Origin of the sequence: Streptomyces johnsoniae, assembly GCF_031845565.1 — a bacterium.
Lineage (GTDB): Bacteria > Actinomycetota > Actinomycetes > Streptomycetales > Streptomycetaceae > Streptomyces > Streptomyces johnsoniae.
The window spans coordinates 1-19,763 of the sequence record NZ_JAVREV010000008.1 but is presented as its reverse complement, the minus strand read 5'-3'; the positions used below and the strand labels follow the sequence as shown (position 1 = coordinate 19,763).

Sequence of the window (19,763 nt, the reverse complement as noted above, 5' to 3'; positions counted from 1 at the left end):
CCGTGTCGTGCCGGTTGTGACGGTCTCGTCCGCCACCGTGCGTGTGCCGTCGCTCGCCGCTCGTGTGAGGTAAGTAAAATATGCCCGCGGGGATTTGAAGGAACGAATACGACCTCGCTAGGGTCGGGCCTCGAACCTCCGCGCGGTAGACCATCCATCCGGGATGTCCGCGGGGGAACCGCCGAATCCGCGGCAGTTGCGCGGAGCCGGGGCCACGCCCCCACTCCCGGCAGGCGGCTGAGGAAGAAGGAGCTCGCCCCAGTGGCGTCCCACCGTCGTCCCAAGCAGCCGAGCCGGGCCCGTGTCACCATCTTCGGCGCGACCGCAGCCGCCGCCACCGTCGCTATTTCGACGCAGACGGCCCAGGCCGACCCCGGACAGTCCATCGAAGAGGTCCAGGAAGAGGTCGACCGGCTGTACCAGGAGGCGGAAGCCGCCACCGAGGAGTACAACGGCGCCAAGGAGCGGGAGGAAGAGCTCCAGTCCGAGGTCGAGGACCTCCAGGACTCGACCGCCCGCGGCCAGGAGGAGCTGAACGAGCTGCGCGGCACGCTCGGTTCCGTCGCCTCGGCCCAGTACCGCAACGGCGGCCTCGACCCGTCGGTGCAGCTGTTCCTGTCCTCCGACCCCGATGCCTACCTCGACCAGGCGTCGACGCTCGACCAGGTCAGCGGCAAGCAGGCGGAGACGCTCCGCCTCATCGAGGACCGGCAGCGCACCCTCGACCAGCAGCGCCAGGAGGCCACCGACCGGCTGGCCGAGCTGGAGGATCTGCGCGTCGAGCTGGGCGACCAGAAGGAGACGATCCAGGGCAAGCTCAGCGAAGCCCAGTCACTCCTCAATCAGCTGACCGACGAAGAGCGGCAGCGCATCGCCGACGAGGAGGCCGCGGCAGCGGCCGCGGCGGCGGACCGGGCCAGCCGCGACGGCGACTCCCGCGGCGAGCTCGGCGGTTCCGGGGGGACCGGCACCTCTTACGGCCACGCCGCGCTCGACGCCGCGGCCAGCAAGATCGGCGCCCCCTACGTGTGGGGCGCCACGGGCCCCAGTTCCTTCGACTGCTCCGGCCTCACCTCCTGGGCGTTCAGCCAGGCCGGGGTCTCCCTGCCGCGCACCTCCCAGGCGCAGGCCGGCATGGGCCCCGCGCTGGGCATGAGCGAACTCGCCCCCGGCGACCTGGTGTTCTTCTACAGCGACCTGCACCACGTGGGCATCTACGCCGGGAACGGCCAGATCATCCACGCCCCGCGGCCCGGTTCGAGCGTCGAGTACCTGTCGATCAACGCGATGCCGTTCCAGTACGGCGTGCGCGTCGGCTGACGCGCCGCGCCCCGCCTGGTCCATCCAGGTGATTCCGGGGTCCAAGTGCGCCGTCGCGCCCCCTGCATGACCTGCGGTTGCGTCTCCTGACGGGGGCCGCGCGGGCGGTGGTGATCCGTCAACTCCCACTGCCGCGCGGCTACATTCTGCTCCGCTCAGGTCCCCACCGAAGGGAGCGCGGCCCGCAGTGGTTTCCCATCGACTCAACCGCCATGCCTGTTCGAGACGGGTGGCACGGGCAACCGTGCTGTCCGCGGCCGCCACCGCGGCGGCCGTCATCAGCGCCGTCCCCGTGCTCGCCGAGCCCGGCGCGCCGCCCGCGGACAGCGCGGGCGCGGCCCGCGAGGTGGACCGCCTGTTCGCCGACGCGGAGCGCGCCGTCGAGGCGTACAACGGAACGGCGGAGCGGGTCGAGACGCTGCGGACCTCGTTCGAGCGCCAGCAGGACCGGGTCTCCCGCGGCCAGGAGGCCGTCAACGAGGCGCGGCGCGCTCTCGGTTCCGCCGCCGCCGCCGAGTACCGGGCCGGCGGGTTCGAGCCGACGCTGGTGCTGATGCTCTCCGGCAGCCCCGAGACCTACCTCGACCACGCCGCCGTCCTGGACCGGCTCGGCGACCGGCGGGTCGCCGGGCTGCGCGAGCTGCTCGCCGCGCAGCGGGTGCTGGACCAGCACCGGCAGGAGGCGGAGGAGCAGCTCTCCGAACTCACCGAGGAACAGGCGAGCCTGGCCCGCCACAAGCGCGCCGTGCAGTCCCGGCTCGCCACCGCGCGGCGCCAGTACGAGCGCCTGAGCGACCAGGAACGCCACGCCAGGGAGCGCGCCGACCGCGCCGCGGAGCGCGCGGCCGCGCCGACGGCGGAGCACGGCAAGCGCGCGCGGGCGGGCGCGCTTCCGCGCGCCGGCGCTCCCGTGTCCGGGCGCGCGGCCGCGGCGGTGGCCGCCGCCCGCGGGGCCGTCGGCCTGCCGTACGGCTGGGGGCAGGCGGGCCCCGACGCGTTCGACTGCTCCGGGCTGATCCAGTGGGCGTGGGCCCGTGCCGGGGTCGCCCTGCCGCGCACCTCGCAGGCCCAGGCCGGGGCCGGCCGCCGGGTCGCGCTGTCCGACGCGCGGCCGGGCGACATCGTCGTCTACCGCGAGGACGCGAGCCACGTCGCGATGTACGTGGGCGGCGGGCAGATGGTGCACGCCCCCTACCCCGGCGCGCAGGTCCGGTACGAGGCGGTGGACGTCATGCCGGTCTCCTCGGTCGTCCGCCCCTGAACGGGCTCGGTATCGTCTCGTCTGATGCGTAAGACGTTGATCGTGACGAACGACTTCCCGCCGCGGCCCGGGGGGATTCAGGCGTTCCTGCACAGCATGGCGCTGCGGCTCGACCCGCGGCAGCTGGTGGTCTATGCCTCCACCTGGGGGCGCGACGGCGAAGAGGCCAGGGCCGTAGCCGAGTTCGATGCCGAGCAGCCGTTCCCCGTGGTGCGCGACCACGCCACCACGCTGCTGCCGACCCGGCGGGCCACCCGCCGTGCCACCGCGCTGCTGCGCGCGCACGGCTGCACCGCGGTGTGGTTCGGGGCCGCGGCGCCGCTCGGCCTGATGGCGCCCGCCCTGCGGGCCGCGGGCGCGGAGCGGCTGGTGGCCACCACCCACGGCCACGAGGCGGGCTGGGCACAACTGCCGGGTGCCCGCGCGCTGCTGCGCCGGATCGGCTCCTCCACCGACACCCTGACCTACCTCGGCGAGTACACGCGCAGCCGCATCGCGGGCGCGGTCTCCGCGGACGCCGCCGCGCGGATGGTGCAACTGCCGCCGGGCGTCGACGAGAAGACGTTCCACCCCGGCTCCGGCGGCGACGCCGTGCGCGCCCGGCTCGGCCTCACCGACCGGCCGGTCGTGGTCTGCGTGTCCCGCCTGGTGCCGCGCAAGGGCCAGGACACCCTGATCCGCGCCCTGCCGCGCGTCCTCGCCGCGCAGCCGGAGACGGTGCTGCTGATCGTCGGCGGCGGCCCGTACCGCGCCGACCTGGAGAAGCTGGCGGCGCGGCTCGGCGTGACGGCGTCGGTCCTGTTCACCGGGGCGGTGCCCTGGGAGGAGCTGCCCGCCCACTTCGGGGCGGGTGACGTGTTCGCCATGCCGTGCCGCACCCGGCGCGGCGGCCTGGACGTCGAAGGGCTCGGCATCGTCTACCTGGAGGCGTCCGCGACCGGACTGCCGGTCGTCGCGGGGGACTCGGGCGGTGCCCCCGACGCCGTGCTGGACGGCGAGACCGGCTGGGTCGTGCGCGGCGGCGGCGACGCCGCGCCCGCGGAGACCGCGGAGCGCGTGCTCACCCTCCTGGGCGACGCCGAACTGCGCCGCCGCATGGGCGAGCGGGGCCGCGCCTGGATCGAGGAACGCTGGCGCTGGGACCTGCTGGTCGACCGCCTCAGGGACCTGCTCGCCTGACCGCGGGCCCCGCTCCCGCGGTCAGTGACCTAACCGCGGGTGTACAGGGCGTCGATGTCGGCGGCGAAGTCCCGGGTCACGACGTGCCGCTTCAGCTTCAGCGAGGGCGTCAGGTGGCCCGACTCCTCGGTGAACTGGCCGGGCAGCACCCGGAACGCGCGGACCGACTCGGCGCGCGAGACCGCCGCGTTGCCCTGGTCGACCGCCTCCTGCACGGCCGCGAGCAGGCCGGGGTGGGCCAGCAGTTCGGCGCGGGGCAGCTCGTCCAGGCCCTGCTCGGCCGCCCACCGCGGCAGGAACGCGTCGTCCAGCGTGATCAGCGCGGCGACGAACGGGCGGCCCTCGCCGACCACCATGCACTCGGCGACCAGCTCGTGCGCCCGCATCCGGTCCTCCATGACGGCGGGCGCCACGTTCTTCCCGCCGGCCGTCACCAGGATCTCCTTCTTCCGCCCGGTGATGGTCAGATAACCGTCTTCGTCCAGGGAGCCGAGGTCCCCGGTGCGGAACCAGCCGTCCGTCATCGCCTCGGCGGCGGCGCCCTCGGCGTTCCAGTACCGCGTGAACAGGTGCTCGCCGCGCACCAGTACCTCGCCGTCCCCGTCGATGCGCACGGCGGAGCCGGGCAGCGGGCGGCCGACGGTGCCGATCCGTGGCGCGTCCCACGGATTGAACGCGGTCGGCGCGCAGGTCTCGGTCAGCCCGTACCCCTCCAGGACCGTGAAGCCGATGCCGCGGTAGAAGTGCCCCAGCCTCTCGCCCAGCGCCGCGCCGCCGGAGATCGCGTGCGTCGCGCGCCCGCCGAGCGCCGCGCGCAGCCGCCGGTACACGAGCCGGTCGAACACCCGGTGCCGCAGGCGCAGCCCCAGCGGCGGGCCGGACGCCGTGTCCTGCGCCCTGCTGTGGGCGATGGCCACCTCGGCGGCCCGGTCGAAGATCCGGCCCTTGCCGCCCTCGCGGGCCTTGGCCCGCGCCGAGTTGTACACCTTCTCGAAGACCCGCGGCACGCCGAGGACGATCGTGGGCCGGAACGAGGCCAGGTCGTCGGTCAGGGCGCTGACGTCCCCGACGTGGCCGAGCCTGATCGGGGCGAGCGCCGAGGCCACCTGGACCATGCGGGCGAAGACGTGGGCCAGCGGCAGGAAGAGCAGCACCGAACTCTCGCCGGTGCGGAACAGCGGCCCGAGCGCGGCCACCACGTTCCCGCAGTCCGCGAGGAACGCCCGGTGGGTCAGCACGCAGCCCTTCGGCCGTCCCGTGGTGCCCGAGGTGTAGATCACGGTGGCCGGGGAGTCCGGGGTCAGGGTCGCCGTCGCGGCGTCCAGCTCCCCGTCGGCGACGTCCGCGCCGGCCGCGGTCAGCCGGCCGACCGCGGCCTCGCCCCCGGCGGGCTCGATGCACCACAGGTGGGCCAGCTCCGGCAGTTCGCCGCGCACCGACTCCACGGTGTCCCGGTGCTCCGCGGTCTCCACGACGACGGCGACGGCGCCGGAGTCCTTGAGGTTCCACACGACCTGTTCCGGCGAGCTGGTCTCGTACACCGGGACGGTGACCGCGCCCACCGACCAGATCGCGAAGTCGAACAGGGACCACTCGTATCGGGTACGCGACATCAGGCCGACCCGCTCGCCCGGGGCGATCCCGGCCCGGAGCAGACCCTTGGCGACCGCCCGCACCTCGGTGAGGAACCGGGTCGCGGTCACGTCCGCCCAGCCGCCGTCCGTCCTGCGGGAGTACACCGCGACGTCCGGGTGCCGCCCGGCGTTCGCCGTGAGCAGCCCGGGAAGATGACCGTCCGCGGGTACCTCATACCGGGCCGGAAGGCTGAACTCCTGCACCGCTGCTCCTCATCTGTCACGTTCTCCGTCACGTTCCACGGCCCTTCCGGCAGCCTACTGCCCGGTTCCCGTGGCGGTGCGGCGGCCTTCTCGCGGTAGCCTTCCCACGGACGGACGCCAGTGGGAGATCAGCGCGAGGAGCCACGGCCATGGCCGAACACACCAGGTCGAGCATCACCATCGAAGCCACCCCGGCCGATGTCATGGCGGTGATCGCCGACTTCGGCCGCTACCCGGAGTGGACGGGCGAGGTGAAGGAGGCCGAGGTGCTCGGCACCGACACCGAGGGCAGGGCCGAGCAGGTCAGGCTGCTCCTCGACGCCGGCGCGATCAAGGACGAGCACACGCTGGCCTACACCTGGCAGGGGCAGCAGGAGGTGAGCTGGTCCCTGGTGAAGTCCCGCATGCTGCGCGCCCTCGACGGCTCCTACCGGCTGGTGCCGGCCCCCGACGGCCGGCACACCGAGGTCACCTACCAGCTGACCGTCGACGTCAAGATCCCGATGCTGGGCACCATCAAGCGCAAGGCCGAGAAGGTCATCATCGACCGCGCCCTGGACGGACTGAAGAAGCGCGTCGAGAGCCTCCCGGGCGACGGCGTCCGGGCCTGACCAGGTGAGCGGCCCGCGGACCCTCTTCGTCACCGGCCCAGGCGGGGACGGCGCCACCACGGTCGCCGCCGCCACCGCGCTGGCCGCGGCCCGCGCCGGAACGGACACCCTGCTGCTCAGCCCCGCACCCGAGGACCGCCTCGCCGCGCTGCTCGGCGCCGCGCCGCCGCCCGGGGGAGCGCCGGACGGGCCGGCGCGCGTCGCGCCGGGACTGACCGCCGCCCGCATCGACCGGGCCGCCGCGTTCCGCACGGGCGTGCTGGCCGCGCAGCGGCGCGTCAGGCCCGCGCTCGACCTGGTGGGCGCGGCCGTGCTCGACGACGACGAGCTGACCGAGCTGCCGGGCTCGGGCGAGGCCGCGGTCCTGGGCGCGCTGCACGCCGCGCACGCCGCCGCGGACCCGCCGCGGCTGATCGTTCTCGACCTGCCAGGTGCCGTCGACGCCGTGCGGCTGCTCGCGTTGCCCGGTCAGCTGCGCCGTTACCTGCGCCGCCTGCTGCCGCAGGAACGGCGCACCGCCCGCGCCCTGCACCCGCTGCTGGCGCAGCTGGCCGGGGTGCCGCTGCCGGCCGCCGCGCTGCTCGGCGCCGCGGAGGGCTGGGACGCGGGGCTCGCCGCGCTTGAGGCACTGATCGCCGGGCCGGACACCGCGGCCCGCCTGGTCCTCGACCCGACGGAACGCTCCGCCGCCGAACTCCGCGCCGCACGGGCCGGTCTCGCGCTGCACGGCATCGCGGTGGAGTCGGTCGTCGCCAACCGACTGGTGCCCGTCGCGCCCGCCGACGCGTGGGCGGCGCGGCTCGCGGCGCGGCAGGAGTCGGTGCTCACCGCGTTCGTCCGCGCCGCCCGGCTGCCCGAGCCGCACCGCCTGCCGCACCTGGGCGCCGAGCCGGGCCCCGCCGGCCTCGCGGCGCTGCCGCTGCCGCCGCCGGGCCCGCCGCTGCGGGCGGAGCCGCGGCTCACCGACCGGCGGGACGCGGACGGGCTGCTGGTGTGGCGGCTGCCGCTGCCCGGCGCGGACCGCGCAGGGCTCGGCCTGGTCCGCCGGGGCGATGAACTGATCGTCACCGCGGGCCCGTTCCGCCGCGCCCTGCCGCTGCCCGCGGTCCTGCGCCGGTGCACCGTCGCGGGCGCGGCGCTGGCGGACGACGGCGCGCTGGCCGTCCGTTTCGCGCCTGATCCCGGCCGTTGGCCGGACGCGGGCTCCGAAGGTTCCGGCGGCCCGGGGTAGTCTCGAAGGGCAGGCTCATGTCCGAGGAGGCCGCGATGAGCAACACCGGCGAGCACCCCGCAGAAGACGCCGCGGGGCCCGAGCGCCCCCGGGTGCCGGGGAGTTCCGGGTCCGCGGGACCCGAGCCTGACCCGGACGCCTGGGCCGCCGCCTGCGAGGAGGACCTCGCCGCGGAGCGCGACCGGCGCCGCAGGGAGTACGGCGAGCCGACCGGCGACGCGGCGGACGAGCTGCGCAAGCTCGCCGACGCGGTCGCCGAGCGCCTCGGCCACCTCGGCGCGGCACTCGGCAGCGGGCTGGGCCCGGCCGCGGGCCTCGCCGCGGGCCCGCTCGCGGAGCGGGCCAGGGCCGCCTTCGAGCCGGTGATCGAGCGCAACGCGGACGTGATCCAGCACCTCGCCGGTGCGGGCCAGGAGCTGCTGGCCGCCTACCGCGCCGCGGTGCTCGGCCAGGAGCAGCGCTGGTCCCGCCCCCAGGAGACGGCCGATCCCCCCGACCGCCAGGCGAAGCGGGAGAACGGTGAGAATCCGGACGACCCCGAAGCTCCGCCCGGATCGCAGCGCATCGACCTGGACTGAAGCGGGGGAGTGACGTACGCCTCCCTCCGGTACCGTGGTCAGCGGCGGGGATCGATCCACTACCTGACATCACTTGAGGGACCAGTCACTCCACCCCCCTTCGGCGCGAGGGGGTTTTCACCCGGCCGCCGTGGCGACCACGGCGGTTCGGCCCTGTCCTGTGCCCGGGGAGGTGCACGGACCGGAGGCCACGGCGCGGCCCTGCCGCGCGCGGGCGGATCGGGGTGCGCGGTCCATGCGAAGGAGATCTGATGGGACTGACCATCGGCGTCGATATCGGCGGCACGAAGATCGCGGCCGGCGTGGTCGACGAAGACGGCACCATCCTCGACACCTGTCAGGTGGCGACCCCACCCTCTCCCGAAGGCGTCGTCGAGGCCATCGCCGATGCCATCAAGACCGTGGGCAAGGGCACCTCGGCCGAGGCCGTCGGCATCGGCGCGGCCGGTTACGTCGACGACAAGCGGGCCACCGTCCTCTTCGCGCCGAACATCGCCTGGCGGCACGAGACCCTGAAGGACAAGATCGAGCAGCGCGTCAGCCTGTCCGTCGTCGTGGAGAACGACGCCAACGCCGCGGCCTGGGGCGAGTACCGCTTCGGCGCGGGCACCGGGCACGACGACGTCGTGGTCATCACGCTCGGCACGGGCCTGGGCGGCGGCATCATCATCGGCGGGCGGCTGCACCGCGGCAGGTTCGGCGTGGCCGGCGAGTTCGGGCACCTGCGCGTCGTCCCCGACGGCCTGCTGTGCGGCTGCGGCAGCCAGGGCTGCTGGGAGCAGTACGCCTCGGGCCGTGCCCTGGTGCGGTACGCCAGGCAGCGGGCCACGGCCACCCCGGAGGCCGCCGAGGTGCTGCTCGCCGAGGGCGACGGTACCCCCGAGGGCATCGAGGGCCGGCACGTCAGCGCCGCCGCCCGGCAGGGCGACCCGGTCGCCATCGACTCCTTCCGCGAGCTGGCCCGCTGGGCCGGCGCCGGTCTTGCCGATCTGGCCTCCCTGTTCGACCCCTCCGCGTTCATCGTCGGCGGCGGCGTCTCCGACGAGGGGGACCTCGTGCTCGACCCGATCCGCAAGTCGTTCCGCCGCTGGCTCGTCGGCAGCAGGTACCGGCCGCACGCCCAGGTCCTCGCCGCGCAGCTGGGCGGCCGGGCGGGTCTGGTGGGCGCGGCCGACCTCGCCCGCCAGGGTTAACGGGGGCCGGGCCGCGGTGCCCGCGGAGCTGCGGCTGCTCAGCTACAACGTCCGCTCCCTGCGCGACGACCGGGCGGCGCTCGGCCGCGTGATCCGCGGCTGCGCCCCCGACGTGGTGTGCGTCCAGGAGGCCCCCCGCTTCTTCGGCTGGCGTGCGAGCGCCGCGCGCCTCGCGCGGGAGACGGGCCTGCTGTACGTGACGGGCGGGGCGCCGTCCTGCGGCACGATGATCCTGGCCGCGCCGCGCCTCTCCGTCGCGTACGCGGAGGACGTCACGTTTCCGCGCACGCCGGGACTGCACCGCCGTGGCCTGGCCACCGCGGTGCTGCGCCTGGCCACCGGCGCGCGTCTGGCGGTGGTCAGCTGCCACCTGAGCCTGAACGCGGCCGAACGGTACCGGCAGGGCGGGCTGCTGCTGGGACGGCTGGCCGAGCTCCGCGCGCGGGGCGGCCCGGCGGCGGTGGTGGCGGGGGATCTGAACGACCTGCCGGGCGGACGCACGTTCCGGCTGCTCGCCGGGGCGCTCGCGGACGCCTGGCGGCAGGCGCCCGAGGGCGGCGGGGACACGTTCCCCTCGGCGGGCCGGGACCGCCGCATCGACGCCGTGCTGTGCACGCCCGCCGTGGACGTCCTCGGCTGCGGTGTGCCGCGGCGGCTGCCGGGGGTACGCCCCGGCGACCTGGCCGCCGCGACGGACCACCTGCCGCTCCTCGCCCGGCTCCGCCTGCCCGGCGTGCCCTGAACGGCTTCCCGCGGGCGACGCCGGGACCGGCGTCGCCCGCGGGGCCGGTCTACACGACCGCGCCGTTGCCCGGGTCCGTCCAGTCGTCGTCGTGGCCGTCGCGCATGCGGGAGACCAGCGTGGCGAAGCCGCCGAGGAACCCGCCGATGCCCAGGGTGACGACCCACCAGCTCATCTCGCGCTGGAGCAGCATCGTTCCGATGAGCAGCAACGGGCCGCCGAGCACGGCGAGCCAGGCCAGCTTGGTGGAGAGGTCGGTCTCCGGCAGCGGCGGCGGCTCCGGTGGAACGAAGTGGTCGTCCTCCTCGTCCTCCGCCGCGTCCCAGTCCCGTGGGCCGGCGGCGGGCCCCTCCGCTGGCCCCTCCACGGGCCCCTCGGTGGTCCCCTCAGCCGTCCCTTCGGCCGTTCCCTCCGCCACCGGCTCGGCCGGTGGCTCGGCGACGTGGACGCGGTCGGTGCCGTCCCCGGCGTCGAACCGGTCGCTCTCCACCGGGGGCGAGGCCAGTGGCCAGACGCCCGGCGGGTCCTTGGGCTCCTCGCCGTAGCCGGCGACGATCTCGGCCCACGCGGCTTCCTCGTCGATCGGGTCGCGGCCGTCGCCGCGCTCCTGGTCACGTTCCGTCACGGGCAGTCTTCCTTGTCGCGAGCCTGCTGATGAAGGCGTCCGTCTCTTGAAAGATACGCTCCGCGTCGCGGTCGAGGGTGGCCACATGAAAGCTGAATTCGAGCACATGCTCGGTGACGTCCGTGGAGGAGACGGCGGCCCGCACCACGGCCGAGTCCCCGACCGGCACGACGTGGTCGACCCGGCTGCGCAGCAGCAGCAATGGCTGCGTGACCTGCGGCAGTTCCTCCCTGACCCGGGAGAACAGGGAGCGCACCGAGTGGGCCGCGTGCAGCGGCACCCGGTCGTACCCGGTCTCCAGGACCCCCTCCTTCGCGATGTCCGAGATCAGCCCCTTGGTGCTGGGCACCAGGTGCCGCAGCACCGGCAGCGCATAGCCCTGGAGCCGCGGAAATGTGACCGCGGGATTGACCACCACGACGCCGCTGACGGCCGGACCGCGGCGGGCGGCGAGGCGCAGCGCCAGCGCGCCGCCCATCGACAGGCCGCACACGAAGACGTGCTCGCACCGTTCCGTCAGCTGCCGCAGCTCGCGGTCGACGGCCGCGTACCAGTCCTGCCAGCCGGTGCGTTGGAGATCCTGCCAGCGGGTGCCGTGGCCCGGCAGCAGCGGAAGGGACACGGTCAGCCCCCGGGCCGCCAGGTGCTCCGCCCACGGCCGCAGGGACTGCGGGGAGCCGGTGAACCCGTGACACAGCAGGACGCCTGTTGCCGAGCCGTCGTGCGTGAAGGGCCCGGCCCCGGGAAGAAGCAGCATCGGCTCGACTCCGTTCCTCTTCTCGGAAACGGCTGCCACCCTACGCGGGCGCTTCTGGGTGCGCCATGCGCGGCCGTTGCCCAGTAGGGTCGGGCCAGACAAAAGACAGGAAGGCGGCCGGGGTGCTGTACGGGGCGATGAAGGTGTCCGTGGGGGCGGGGCTGAAACTGGCCTTCCGGCCCTGGGTGGAGGGCAAGGAGCACGTGCCCGCCGAAGGGCCCGCCATTCTGGCGAGCAACCACCTGTCGTTCTCCGACTCGTTCTTCCTGCCGGCCGTGCTCGACCGCAAGGTCACGTTCATCGCGAAGGCCGAGTACTTCACCTCACCCGGGATCAAGGGCCGGCTGACCGCCGCGTTCTTCAAGGGGGTCGGCCAGCTTCCCGTGGACCGTTCGGGTGCGAGAGGGGCCGGCGAGGCGGCCATAAGCAGCGGGATCGCGGTGCTGGAGCGCGGCGAGCTGTTCGGGATCTACCCGGAGGGCACGCGTTCGCCGGACGGGCGTCTCTACCGCGGCAGGCCGGGCGGCCTGGCCCGGGTCGCGCTGGCCACCGGGGCGCCGGTGCTGCCGGTCGCGATGATCGACACGGAGAAGATCCAGCCGCCGGGGAAGGTCGTGCCGAAGCTGATGCGCCCCGGCATCAGGATCGGCGAGCCGCTGGACTTCTCGCGGTACCAGGGGATGGAGGGCGACCGCTTCATCCTGCGGTCGCTCACCGACGAGGTGATGTACGCCATCATGAAGCTCTCCGGCCAGGAGTACGTCGACGTCTACGCGACCGCCGCCAAGCGGCTGCTGGCCGAGGAGAAGCAGCAGGACAAGGCGCAGGGCAAGGCTCAGGACAAGGCGCAGGAGAAGCAGGACAAGGCCGGGGACGACTGACCGCGGGCGGGGCACCGCGGCAAGGGGAACGGGGAGCGGGGGAGGCACATGGCCGGAGAGCCGGCGTCGATAACCGTCGAACAGCCGATGTGGCGGGCCCTGTCCGCGTACCGGCTGCTCGCCGCGGGCTACGCCTGGGTACTGTTCCTGCTCGCGTACGGGGACTACGCCCGGCCCTGGGTGGGCGTCGGCTACCTGGGCGTGCTGATGCTGTGGACGGCCGTGACGTTCCGCGCCGTCTCCTCGGCCGAACGCTGCCGGCCCGCCTTCCTCGCGGCCGACGTGGTGCTCGGGGTGACGGGCATTCTGCTGAGCCCGCCCGCCGACCCGCCCGACGTGGTGGGGCCGACTCTCCCCTCGATCTGGGTGGCCGGCTCCGTGCTCGCCGTGTCGCTGAAGGGCGGCTGGCGCCTGGGCCTGGCCGCCGCCGTGGTGGTCGGGGCAGCCAACCTCGTCGAGGACGGCGAGCTTTCCGGCGTCACCCTCCAGAACGCGGTGCTGGTGTGCGTCGCGGCCATCACCATCGGCTACGTCGTGGAGGTCGCCAGGGCCAGCGAGCGGACCCTGGCGAAAGCGGTGCGCATCGAGGCCGCCACCAGGGAACGGGAGCGGCTGGCCCGCGACATCCACGACAGCGTGCTCCAGGTGCTGGCGATGGTGCAGCGGCGCGGCACGGCCATCGGCGGCGAGGCCGCGGAGCTGGGCCGGCTCGCGGGCGAGCAGGAACGGGCGCTGCGGGCGCTGGTCAGCGCCGACCCCACGCCGGCCGGCGGCCCGGCCGAGGCGGATCTGCGGATGCTGCTGACGGGCGCGGCCGGTTCGGGCGAGCGCGTCACCTACGCGGGCCCCGGCGAGCCGGTGCTGCTGCCCGCGCCGGCCGCGAGCGAGCTGGCCGCGGCGGTCGCCGCGGCGCTGGATAACGTGCGCAGGCACGCGGGCGGCGCGGCGAGCGCGTGGATTCTGCTGGAGGACGAGCCGGACGAGGTGCTGGTGACGGTGCGCGACGACGGCCGGGGCATCCCCGCTGGGCGGCTGGCCGCCGCGGAGGCGGAGGGCCGCCTCGGCGCTGCCCTCTCGATCCGCGGGCGCCTGCGGGACCTGGGCGGCAGCGCGGAGTGGGTGTCCCTGCCCGGGCAGGGCACCGAGGTCGAACTGCGGCTGCCGAAAACCGGCGGCGGAAGCGGCGGAAACGGCGGAAACGGCGGATACGGCGGAAAGGACAACGGGGCATGAGTGAACGGCCGTTGACCGTGATGGTCGTCGACGACCACCCGATGTGGCGGGACGCGGTGGCCCGCGACCTCGGCGAGGCGGGCTGCGATGTGGTGGCCACCGCGGGCGACGGCCCGCAGGCGGTGCGCAGGGCGCGGGCCGTCCGGCCGGACGTGCTGGTCCTGGACCTGAACCTGCCGGGTCTGCCGGGCGCCGAGGTGTGCCGCCAGTTGGCCGGGAACATCCACGTGCTCGTGCTCTCGGCGAGCGGCGAGCAGGAGGACGTGCTGGAGGCGGTGAAGGCGGGCGCCACCGGCTACCTGGTGAAGTCGGCGAGCGCGGCCGAGCTGGTCGACGCGGTCCGGCGGACGGCCGTCGGGGACGCGGTGTTCACGCCGGGGCTCGCGGGCCTGGTGCTCGGCGAGTTCCGGCGGCTGGCCACCGCGTCCGCCCCGGACGCGGGCGGCGCCGCGGACGTGCCGCGCCTCACCGAGCGCGAGACGGAGGTGCTGCGGCTGGTGGCGAAAGGGCTGACATACCGCCAGATCGCGGACCGGCTGGTGATCTCGCACCGCACGGTGCAGAACCACGTACAGAACACGCTGGGCAAGCTCCAGCTCCACAACCGCGCAGAGCTGGTGCGCTACGCCATCGAAAGCGGCCTCGACGCCGGCTGAACGCGCCCTGGGGGCGGGGTCGGATCGCCCGCCCGCGCGCGGGCGGGCGAACCGGTGGGGCTCTGGGCTACGTTCCGGCGGGCGTCTGTGGTGCGGAGGGCACCGGGCGCAGCAGCCGGGCGACGATCGCGGGGCCGTTCAGCGTGAGCACCGACTCCGGGTGAAACTGCACGCTCGTGAAGCCGGGCCCGCGCAGCGCGTGCACCTCGCCCGTTCTCCCGTCGCGGCCGACCGCGACTCCGCGCCGCGCCAGCCGCGTGGCCGCGGCGTCGTCGCAGCGCGCCGCGTAGGAGTTGTAGAAGCCGACGGTCTCCTCGCGGCCGAAAAGGTCGATCCGCTCCTGGGCGCCCTGGTACGGCCGGTCCTTGCGCACCACGGGCAGGCCGAGTTCCGCGGCGATCAGCTCGTGTCCCAGGCACAGGCCGGCCACCGGATGCGGATGGCCGCCGAGCAGCGCGGCCGTCAGCCCGCGCAGCAGCCGCATCTTCGGATCGGCCGCGTCGTTCGGGTCGCCGGGCCCGGGGCCGAGCACGACCGGGCCCGAGTGGCGCAGCGCCAGGTCGTGCGCGCCCGGCGCGTCGAAGCGCACCACCTCGACCCGGGCGCCGGTGGAGCGCAGCAGGTGAGCGAGCATCGACGTGAACGTGTCCTCGCCGTCGATCACCAGCACGTCGTCAGCACTCCCACCGTCCGCGCCGTCCCCGCCGCCCGCGGGCGGCTCCTGCATCCGCAGCCAGAACGGCGCGAGCCCGGCCCGCCGCCCGGCGAGCGCGGCCCGCACCCGCGGGGACGCGCCCGGCCGCGGGCCGCGCGCCGCGGGCTCCGGGGCGGCCGGCCGCACGCCGAGGGCGGCCAGCACGCCGGCCGCCTTCGCGTGCGTCTCGGCGACCTCGTCCGCCGGGTCGGAGCCGCGGACCAGCGTCGCGCCGACGGGGACGCGCAGGGTGCCGTCGGAGGCGTCGATGTCCGCGGTGCGGATGAGGATGGGGGAGTCGAGGGTCTGCCCGCCCGACGCGTCGCGTCCGAGCAGCGCCAGCGCGCCCGCGTAGTAGCCGCGCCCGCCGCGTTCGTGGCGGCGGATGACGCGGCAGGCGTTCTCCACCGGGCTGCCGGTGACGGTGGCCGCGAACATCGTTTCGCGCAGCACCTCCCGCACGTCGAGCGAGGTGCGGCCGCGCAGCTCGAACTCGGTGTGCGCCAGGTGGGCCATCTCGCGCAGCCGCGGGCCGACGACGTGGCCGCCGCGGTCGCCGACGGTGCACATCATCTTCAGCTCCTCGTCGACGACCATGGACAGTTCCTCGCGCTCCTTGCGGTCGTCGAGGAACGCGAGCAGCCCGTCGAGGTCGGGGCCGCCGGGCGGGTAGCGGTAGGTGCCGGAGATCGGGTTCATCACGACCGTGCCGCCGGTCATCCGCACGTGGACCTCGGGGCTCGCGCCCACCAGCACGCGCCGCCCGGTGTGGACGACGAACGTCCAGTAAGCCCCGCGTTCGGCGAGCAGCAGCCGGCGGAAGAGGGCGAGCGCGTCGCGCGCGCCGAAGCCGTCGATCCGGCCGGTGAAGGTGCGCCTGATGACGAAGTTGGCCCCCTGGCCCGCGCCGATCTCCTCGGTCAGGACGTCGGCGACGGTACGCGCGTACGCGGCATCAAAAACGTCGAAGCCGCCCTCGCGGACGGTGACGGGGTGCGCGGGCAGCGCGGCGAGCGCGTCGTCCAGCGGGAGGCGGGCGGTGTGCTCGGGCAGCAGCACGGCGAGCGGCGTGCCGTCGTCGGTGGCCTCGAAGCCGCGTTCGGCGATCTGCCGGAACGGGACCAGCGCCAGCGCGCCCGCGTCCGGCACCGGGAGGTCGGCGAGCCTGGCGGCCTCGGTCACCGGCCCGGTCATGACCTCGACCACACTGTCGTCGTGGCCGGGCGTGCGGCGGCGCAGCAGGGCGAACGGGGTGTTCCCCGCGGCGAGCGAGGAGAGCAGAGCCCCGGCGGCTGCCGGTGCTGTCGTGAAATCTGTCACGGGAACGGGTCCCCTTCAGGGAATCGGGGAAGGGCGGCCCGTACACGCGCCGAAGGCCGCCCCTCGGGCGGCCTTCGCGTCGGACGATGCGAGTTGTGGGGAACGCGCAGTCAGGTGGCCGCCGGATGAGCGGGCCACCACCAGGTGCGGCTGGCTTGCGCGAACATGCGGGCACTATACGCGAAGCCTGGACCAGCGTCTCACTCCGTGATCAGGGGCGGAACGCGGTGGACCCGACCCCGTAATCTGGAACGGTGACCGTGAACGCTGACAGCAGCACCTCCATCGCCACCTCATGGCGGGACCTGCCCGCGGCGCAGCAGCCCGATTACCCGGATCTCGAAGCTCTGCGCGCTGTGACCACGGATCTGGAAACCTATCCGCCGCTCGTCTTCGCCGGCGAGTGCGACCAGTTGCGTGCCCAGGTGGGCGCGGTGGCCAGGGGCGAGGCGTTCCTGCTCCAGGGCGGGGACTGCGCCGAGGCGTTCGACCAGGTCGGTGCCGACCAGATCCGCGCCAAGCTGAAGACGCTGCTCCAGATGAGCGCGGTGCTCACCTACGCCGCGGCGGTGCCCGTGGTCAAGGTGGGGCGGATCGCGGGGCAGTACTCCAAGCCGCGGTCGAAGCCGACGGAGACCAGGGACGGCGTGACGCTGCCCACCTACCGCGGCGATTCGGTCAACGGCGCGGAGTTCACGGCCGAGGCGCGGATGCCCGACCCGGAGCGGCTGCGGAAGATGTACCACGCGAGCGCCTCCACGCTGAACCTGGTGCGTGGCTTCACCACCGGCGGCTACGCGGACCTGCGGCAGGTGCACGCGTGGAACCAGGACTTCGTGCGCACCTCGGCCTCGGGGCAGCGGTACGAGGCGCTGGCGCGGGAGATCGACAACGCGCTGAACTTCATGAAGGCGTGCGGCGCCGACCCGGCCGAGTTCCACTCGGTGGAGTTCTACGCCTCGCACGAGGCGCTGCTGCTCGACTACGAGGCGGCGCTGACGCGCACGGACTCCCGCAGCGGGAAGCTGTACGACGTCTCGGGCCACATGGTGTGGATCGGCGAGCGGACCCGGCAGCTGGACGGCGCGCACATCGCGTTCGCCGCCGGTATCCGCAATCCGATCGGCGTCAAGCTCGGTCCGACGACGACGCCCGAGGAGGCGCTGGCCCTCATCGAGCGGCTGGACCCGGAGCGCGAGCCGGGCCGGCTGACGTTCATCACGCGGATGGGCGCGGACAAGATCCGCGACCGGCTGCCGACGCTGGTGGAGAAGGTCACCGCGTCGGGCGCCCAGGTGGCCTGGGTGTGCGACCCGATGCACGGCAATACCTTCGAGGCGGCCTCCGGGCACAAGACCCGGCGGTTCGACGACGTGCTGGACGAGGTCAAGGGCTTCTTCGAGGTGCACAAGGGCCTGGGCACGCATCCGGGCGGCATCCACGTGGAGCTGACCGGCGACGACGTGACGGAGTGCGTCGGCGGCGGCGACGAGATCTTCGTCGACGATCTGCACCAGCGGTACGAGACGGCCTGCGACCCCAGGCTGAACCGGAGCCAGTCGCTTGACCTGGCGTTCCTGGTGGCGGAGATGTACCGGGCCTGACCAGGTGGTGGTGCCCCGGGGTGGCCCGAGCCACATCCCGGGGCACTGGTGCGTCGTCACGGTGGGCGGGTAAGGTGAGCCTTACCTCAGTAAGCCACCGGAGGGGTGACCGTGTTCGTCTGCTCGTGCTTCGGCATCACGGAGCAGCAGGTGCGTGACCACGCCGCGGCCGGTGCGTGCACCCCGCGGCAGATCGCCTCCGCCTCCAAGGCCGGAACGGACTGCGGCTCGTGCGTGCGGCGCATCCAGGGCCTGCTGGGCCGCGGTGGATGCCCGCGCCGGGAGACCGTCGCCGGGACGGTGCCGGCGGCGCCCGCGGTTGCCGCCGTGTCCGCGGTGCCGTCCGCGGGGGTGGCGGCCCCGCTGCCGTGACCTCCGGCGGCTCTCAGGCGCTGCTCGGCTGCTCGATCTGCTGCGCGATGTAGAGCGCCTCACCCAGCTTGTCGATCAGCTCAAGCTGCGTGTCGAGGTAGTCGATGTGGTGCTCCTCGTCCTTGAGGATCGACTCGAAGATCTTCGCCGAGGTGATGTCGCTCTTGGCGCGCATCACCTCCACGCCGCGGCGCAGCCGGTCGATCGCCTCGACCTCGATCTGCCGGTCCGCCTGGAACATCTCGGTGACCGTCTGCCCGACCCGCACGTGGAACAGCCGCTGGTAGTTCGGCAGCCCTTCGAGGAAGAGGATGCGGTCGGTCAGCACCTCGGCGTGCCGCATCTCGTCGAACGACTCGGCGCGGGTGTAGGCGGCGAGCCTGGTCCAGCCGAAGTTCTCCTGCATCTTGGCGTGCAGGAAGTACTGGTTGATGGCGGTCAGCTCGGCGGTCAGCTGCTCGTTGAGGAACTCGATGACCTCGGGGTCGCCCTGCATGACGGCGCGCTCCTTCTGTCGGCTGCGTGGGTCGTCATTCGTTGCTGCTGCCCGCGCATCGTGGCACCGCCGCGGCGATCCGTCCAGTAAGCGAAGGCTTACCGAATTTGCCGGATTCTCCGCCGTTTTCCGAGGTCACAGGGGTGCCGGGGTGGCGGTGCGAGCGCCGGGAGCGGGTCTGTCACCATGGAGGGCATGGGTCAGCCGGACAGCCGCGGGGGACAGGCGCCGCAGCACGGCGCGGACCGGCTCCCGCCGGGGCAGCGGCCCCAGCGCGGATGGCCCGTGACGCACTACGGCCCGGTGCCACGTTTCCGGCCCGAGCGTTGGGAGTTCCGCGTCTTCGGCGCGACGGCCGACGGCGGCAAGCGCTGCTGGACGCACGAGGAGTTCTCGGCGCTGCCGTACGAGACGGTGGTGGCCGACCTGCACTGCGTCACGAAGTTCAGCATGCAGGACGCCGAATGGGGCGGCGTGTCGGCGGGCACGTTCCTCGCCCTCGCCCCGCCCGCGCCCGAGGTGACGCACGTGATGGTGTGGGCCGAGTACGGCTACAGCGCCAATCTGCGGCTCGCGGACTTCGCGGCCCGGCGCACGGTCTTCGCCACCCACCGCGACGGCGAGCTGCTGACGGCGGAGCACGGCTTTCCGGTGCGCCTGGTGGTGCCGCAGCTGTACGCGTGGAAGGGCCCCAAGTGGGTCCGCGGCGTCGAGTACATGACGGCCGACCGGCGCGGCTTCTGGGAGGAGCGCGGGTACCACAACATCGGCGACCCCTGGCGTGAGCAGCGCTACTCCTACCAGGAGGAGCCGGGCGACGGCCCGGACTTGTAGGCCGCTCCCCGCCCAGACCCTAGGCCCTGTCCTGCCGATCTTGCCGGGCCCGCGACGCCAGCTACGGCACTCCCCCAGCCGCCAGGCTGGGGGAGCACCGCATCTGGGGGCACCTCCCTGGGGGCACCTCCCAGACGAAGTCTGGGGGAGGAGTCTGGGGGAGGAGCCCGGGGGAGCCGCGGGCTGATCCGACAAGATCGACAGCACAGGACCTAGACGAGTTATGCCGATCTCAGTGGTCGAAGGCGATTAGTGAGCGGGTGATGGGCTGGCCGGTGGCTCGGTTGTGCCAGATGGCGGCGGTCAGGGCGAGGATGCGCTGGCTGACGCGGACGGTG

General features: G+C 74.1%; 19 protein-coding genes and 1 pseudogene. 14 read left to right on the top strand and 6 right to left on the bottom strand.

The window, feature by feature from the left end:
* Positions 1-261: 261 nt before the first annotated feature.
* The 3 genes from RM779_RS15975 (at position 262) to RM779_RS15965 (ending at position 3,760) form a co-directional block, all read left to right on the top strand.
* Complete coding sequence (locus RM779_RS15975; RefSeq protein ID WP_311618367.1) at positions 262-1,320, top strand: C40 family peptidase; 1,059 nt, start codon at positions 262-264, stop codon at positions 1,318-1,320.
* A 187-nt stretch (positions 1,321-1,507) separates the two neighbouring features.
* The gene (locus RM779_RS15970; protein WP_394813305.1) at positions 1,508-2,581 is read left to right on the top strand and encodes a C40 family peptidase; all 1,074 of its coding nucleotides are present in this window, start codon (positions 1,508-1,510) and stop codon (positions 2,579-2,581) included.
* A gap of 24 nt (positions 2,582-2,605) precedes the next feature.
* Positions 2,606-3,760: a glycosyltransferase family 4 protein gene (locus RM779_RS15965; RefSeq protein ID WP_311618365.1), complete on the top strand. Its 1,155-nt coding sequence runs from the start codon at positions 2,606-2,608 to the stop codon at positions 3,758-3,760.
* A gap of 29 nt (positions 3,761-3,789) precedes the next feature.
* Here RM779_RS15965 and RM779_RS15960 read toward each other — a convergent pair whose 3' ends face one another.
* Positions 3,790-5,598: an AMP-dependent synthetase/ligase gene (locus tag RM779_RS15960; RefSeq protein WP_311618364.1), complete on the bottom strand. Its 1,809-nt coding sequence runs from the start codon at positions 5,596-5,598 to the stop codon at positions 3,790-3,792.
* A 149-nt stretch (positions 5,599-5,747) separates the two neighbouring features.
* Here RM779_RS15960 and RM779_RS15955 point away from each other — a divergent pair, with 149 nt between their 5' ends.
* From RM779_RS15955 to RM779_RS15935, 5 genes are all read left to right on the top strand, one after another.
* Entirely contained in the window at positions 5,748-6,209 is a 462-nt protein-coding gene (locus tag RM779_RS15955; RefSeq protein WP_311618363.1) for an SRPBCC family protein, read from the top strand.
* A 4-nt stretch (positions 6,210-6,213) separates the two neighbouring features.
* Entirely contained in the window at positions 6,214-7,440 is a 1,227-nt protein-coding gene (locus tag RM779_RS15950; protein WP_311618362.1) for an ArsA family ATPase, read from the top strand.
* Positions 7,441-7,475: 35 nt separating this feature from the next.
* Positions 7,476-8,018, top strand: a complete 543-nt coding sequence (locus RM779_RS15945) for a DUF5304 family protein (protein ID WP_311618361.1) — start codon at positions 7,476-7,478, stop codon at positions 8,016-8,018.
* Between the two features lie 251 nt (positions 8,019-8,269).
* Positions 8,270-9,211, top strand: coding sequence for an ROK family glucokinase (locus RM779_RS15940; RefSeq protein ID WP_311618360.1), 942 nt, complete (start codon positions 8,270-8,272; stop codon positions 9,209-9,211).
* A 16-nt stretch (positions 9,212-9,227) separates the two neighbouring features.
* Positions 9,228-9,953, top strand: coding sequence for an endonuclease/exonuclease/phosphatase family protein (locus tag RM779_RS15935; protein ID WP_311618359.1), 726 nt, complete (start codon positions 9,228-9,230; stop codon positions 9,951-9,953).
* Between the two features lie 49 nt (positions 9,954-10,002).
* Here RM779_RS15935 and RM779_RS15930 read toward each other — a convergent pair whose 3' ends face one another.
* Complete coding sequence (locus tag RM779_RS15930) at positions 10,003-10,578, bottom strand: hypothetical protein (protein ID WP_311618358.1); 576 nt, start codon at positions 10,576-10,578, stop codon at positions 10,003-10,005.
* Positions 10,565-11,335, bottom strand: a complete 771-nt coding sequence (locus RM779_RS15925; protein ID WP_311618357.1) for an alpha/beta hydrolase — start codon at positions 11,333-11,335, stop codon at positions 10,565-10,567. Before RM779_RS15925 ends, RM779_RS15930 begins: the two co-directional genes overlap by 14 nt.
* A gap of 122 nt (positions 11,336-11,457) precedes the next feature.
* Here RM779_RS15925 and RM779_RS15920 point away from each other — a divergent pair, with 122 nt between their 5' ends.
* From RM779_RS15920 to RM779_RS15910, 3 genes are read left to right on the top strand one after another with little or no spacing between them, the layout of a single operon-like run.
* On the top strand, positions 11,458-12,216 hold the full coding sequence (locus tag RM779_RS15920) for a lysophospholipid acyltransferase family protein (protein WP_311618356.1): 759 nt from the start codon (positions 11,458-11,460) through the stop codon (positions 12,214-12,216).
* A gap of 48 nt (positions 12,217-12,264) precedes the next feature.
* Entirely contained in the window at positions 12,265-13,449 is a 1,185-nt protein-coding gene (gene macS, locus RM779_RS15915; RefSeq protein ID WP_311618355.1) for a MacS family sensor histidine kinase, read from the top strand.
* Complete coding sequence (locus tag RM779_RS15910; RefSeq protein ID WP_311618354.1) at positions 13,446-14,105, top strand: response regulator transcription factor; 660 nt, start codon at positions 13,446-13,448, stop codon at positions 14,103-14,105. Before macS ends, RM779_RS15910 begins: the two co-directional genes overlap by 4 nt.
* Positions 14,106-14,172: 67 nt before the next feature.
* Here the strand turns inward: RM779_RS15910 and RM779_RS15905 are convergent, their stop codons facing one another.
* Positions 14,173-16,080, bottom strand: coding sequence for a chorismate-binding protein (locus RM779_RS15905; protein WP_311618568.1), 1,908 nt, complete (start codon positions 16,078-16,080; stop codon positions 14,173-14,175).
* A gap of 293 nt (positions 16,081-16,373) precedes the next feature.
* On the opposite strand from RM779_RS15905, the gene RM779_RS15900 reads away from it, so the two are divergent.
* Both RM779_RS15900 and RM779_RS15895 read left to right on the top strand, forming a co-directional pair.
* Positions 16,374-17,723 (top strand): class II 3-deoxy-7-phosphoheptulonate synthase, encoded by a 1,350-nt coding sequence (locus tag RM779_RS15900; protein WP_077061944.1) that lies wholly within the window; start codon positions 16,374-16,376, stop codon positions 17,721-17,723.
* Between the two features lie 111 nt (positions 17,724-17,834).
* Complete coding sequence (locus tag RM779_RS15895; protein WP_311618567.1) at positions 17,835-18,095, top strand: (2Fe-2S)-binding protein; 261 nt, start codon at positions 17,835-17,837, stop codon at positions 18,093-18,095.
* Positions 18,096-18,108: 13 nt separating this feature from the next.
* On the opposite strand, the gene bfr is transcribed toward RM779_RS15895, so the two are convergent.
* Positions 18,109-18,591: a bacterioferritin gene (gene bfr, locus RM779_RS15890; RefSeq protein WP_077061945.1), complete on the bottom strand. Its 483-nt coding sequence runs from the start codon at positions 18,589-18,591 to the stop codon at positions 18,109-18,111.
* Positions 18,592-18,786: 195 nt separating this feature from the next.
* On the opposite strand from bfr, the gene RM779_RS15885 reads away from it, so the two are divergent.
* Complete coding sequence (locus RM779_RS15885) at positions 18,787-19,425, top strand: sulfite oxidase-like oxidoreductase (protein ID WP_311618353.1); 639 nt, start codon at positions 18,787-18,789, stop codon at positions 19,423-19,425.
* A 232-nt stretch (positions 19,426-19,657) separates the two neighbouring features.
* On the opposite strand, the pseudogene RM779_RS15880 reads toward RM779_RS15885, so the two are convergent.
* A pseudogene (locus RM779_RS15880) lies at positions 19,658-19,763 on the bottom strand (IS982 family transposase); the annotation flags it as partial.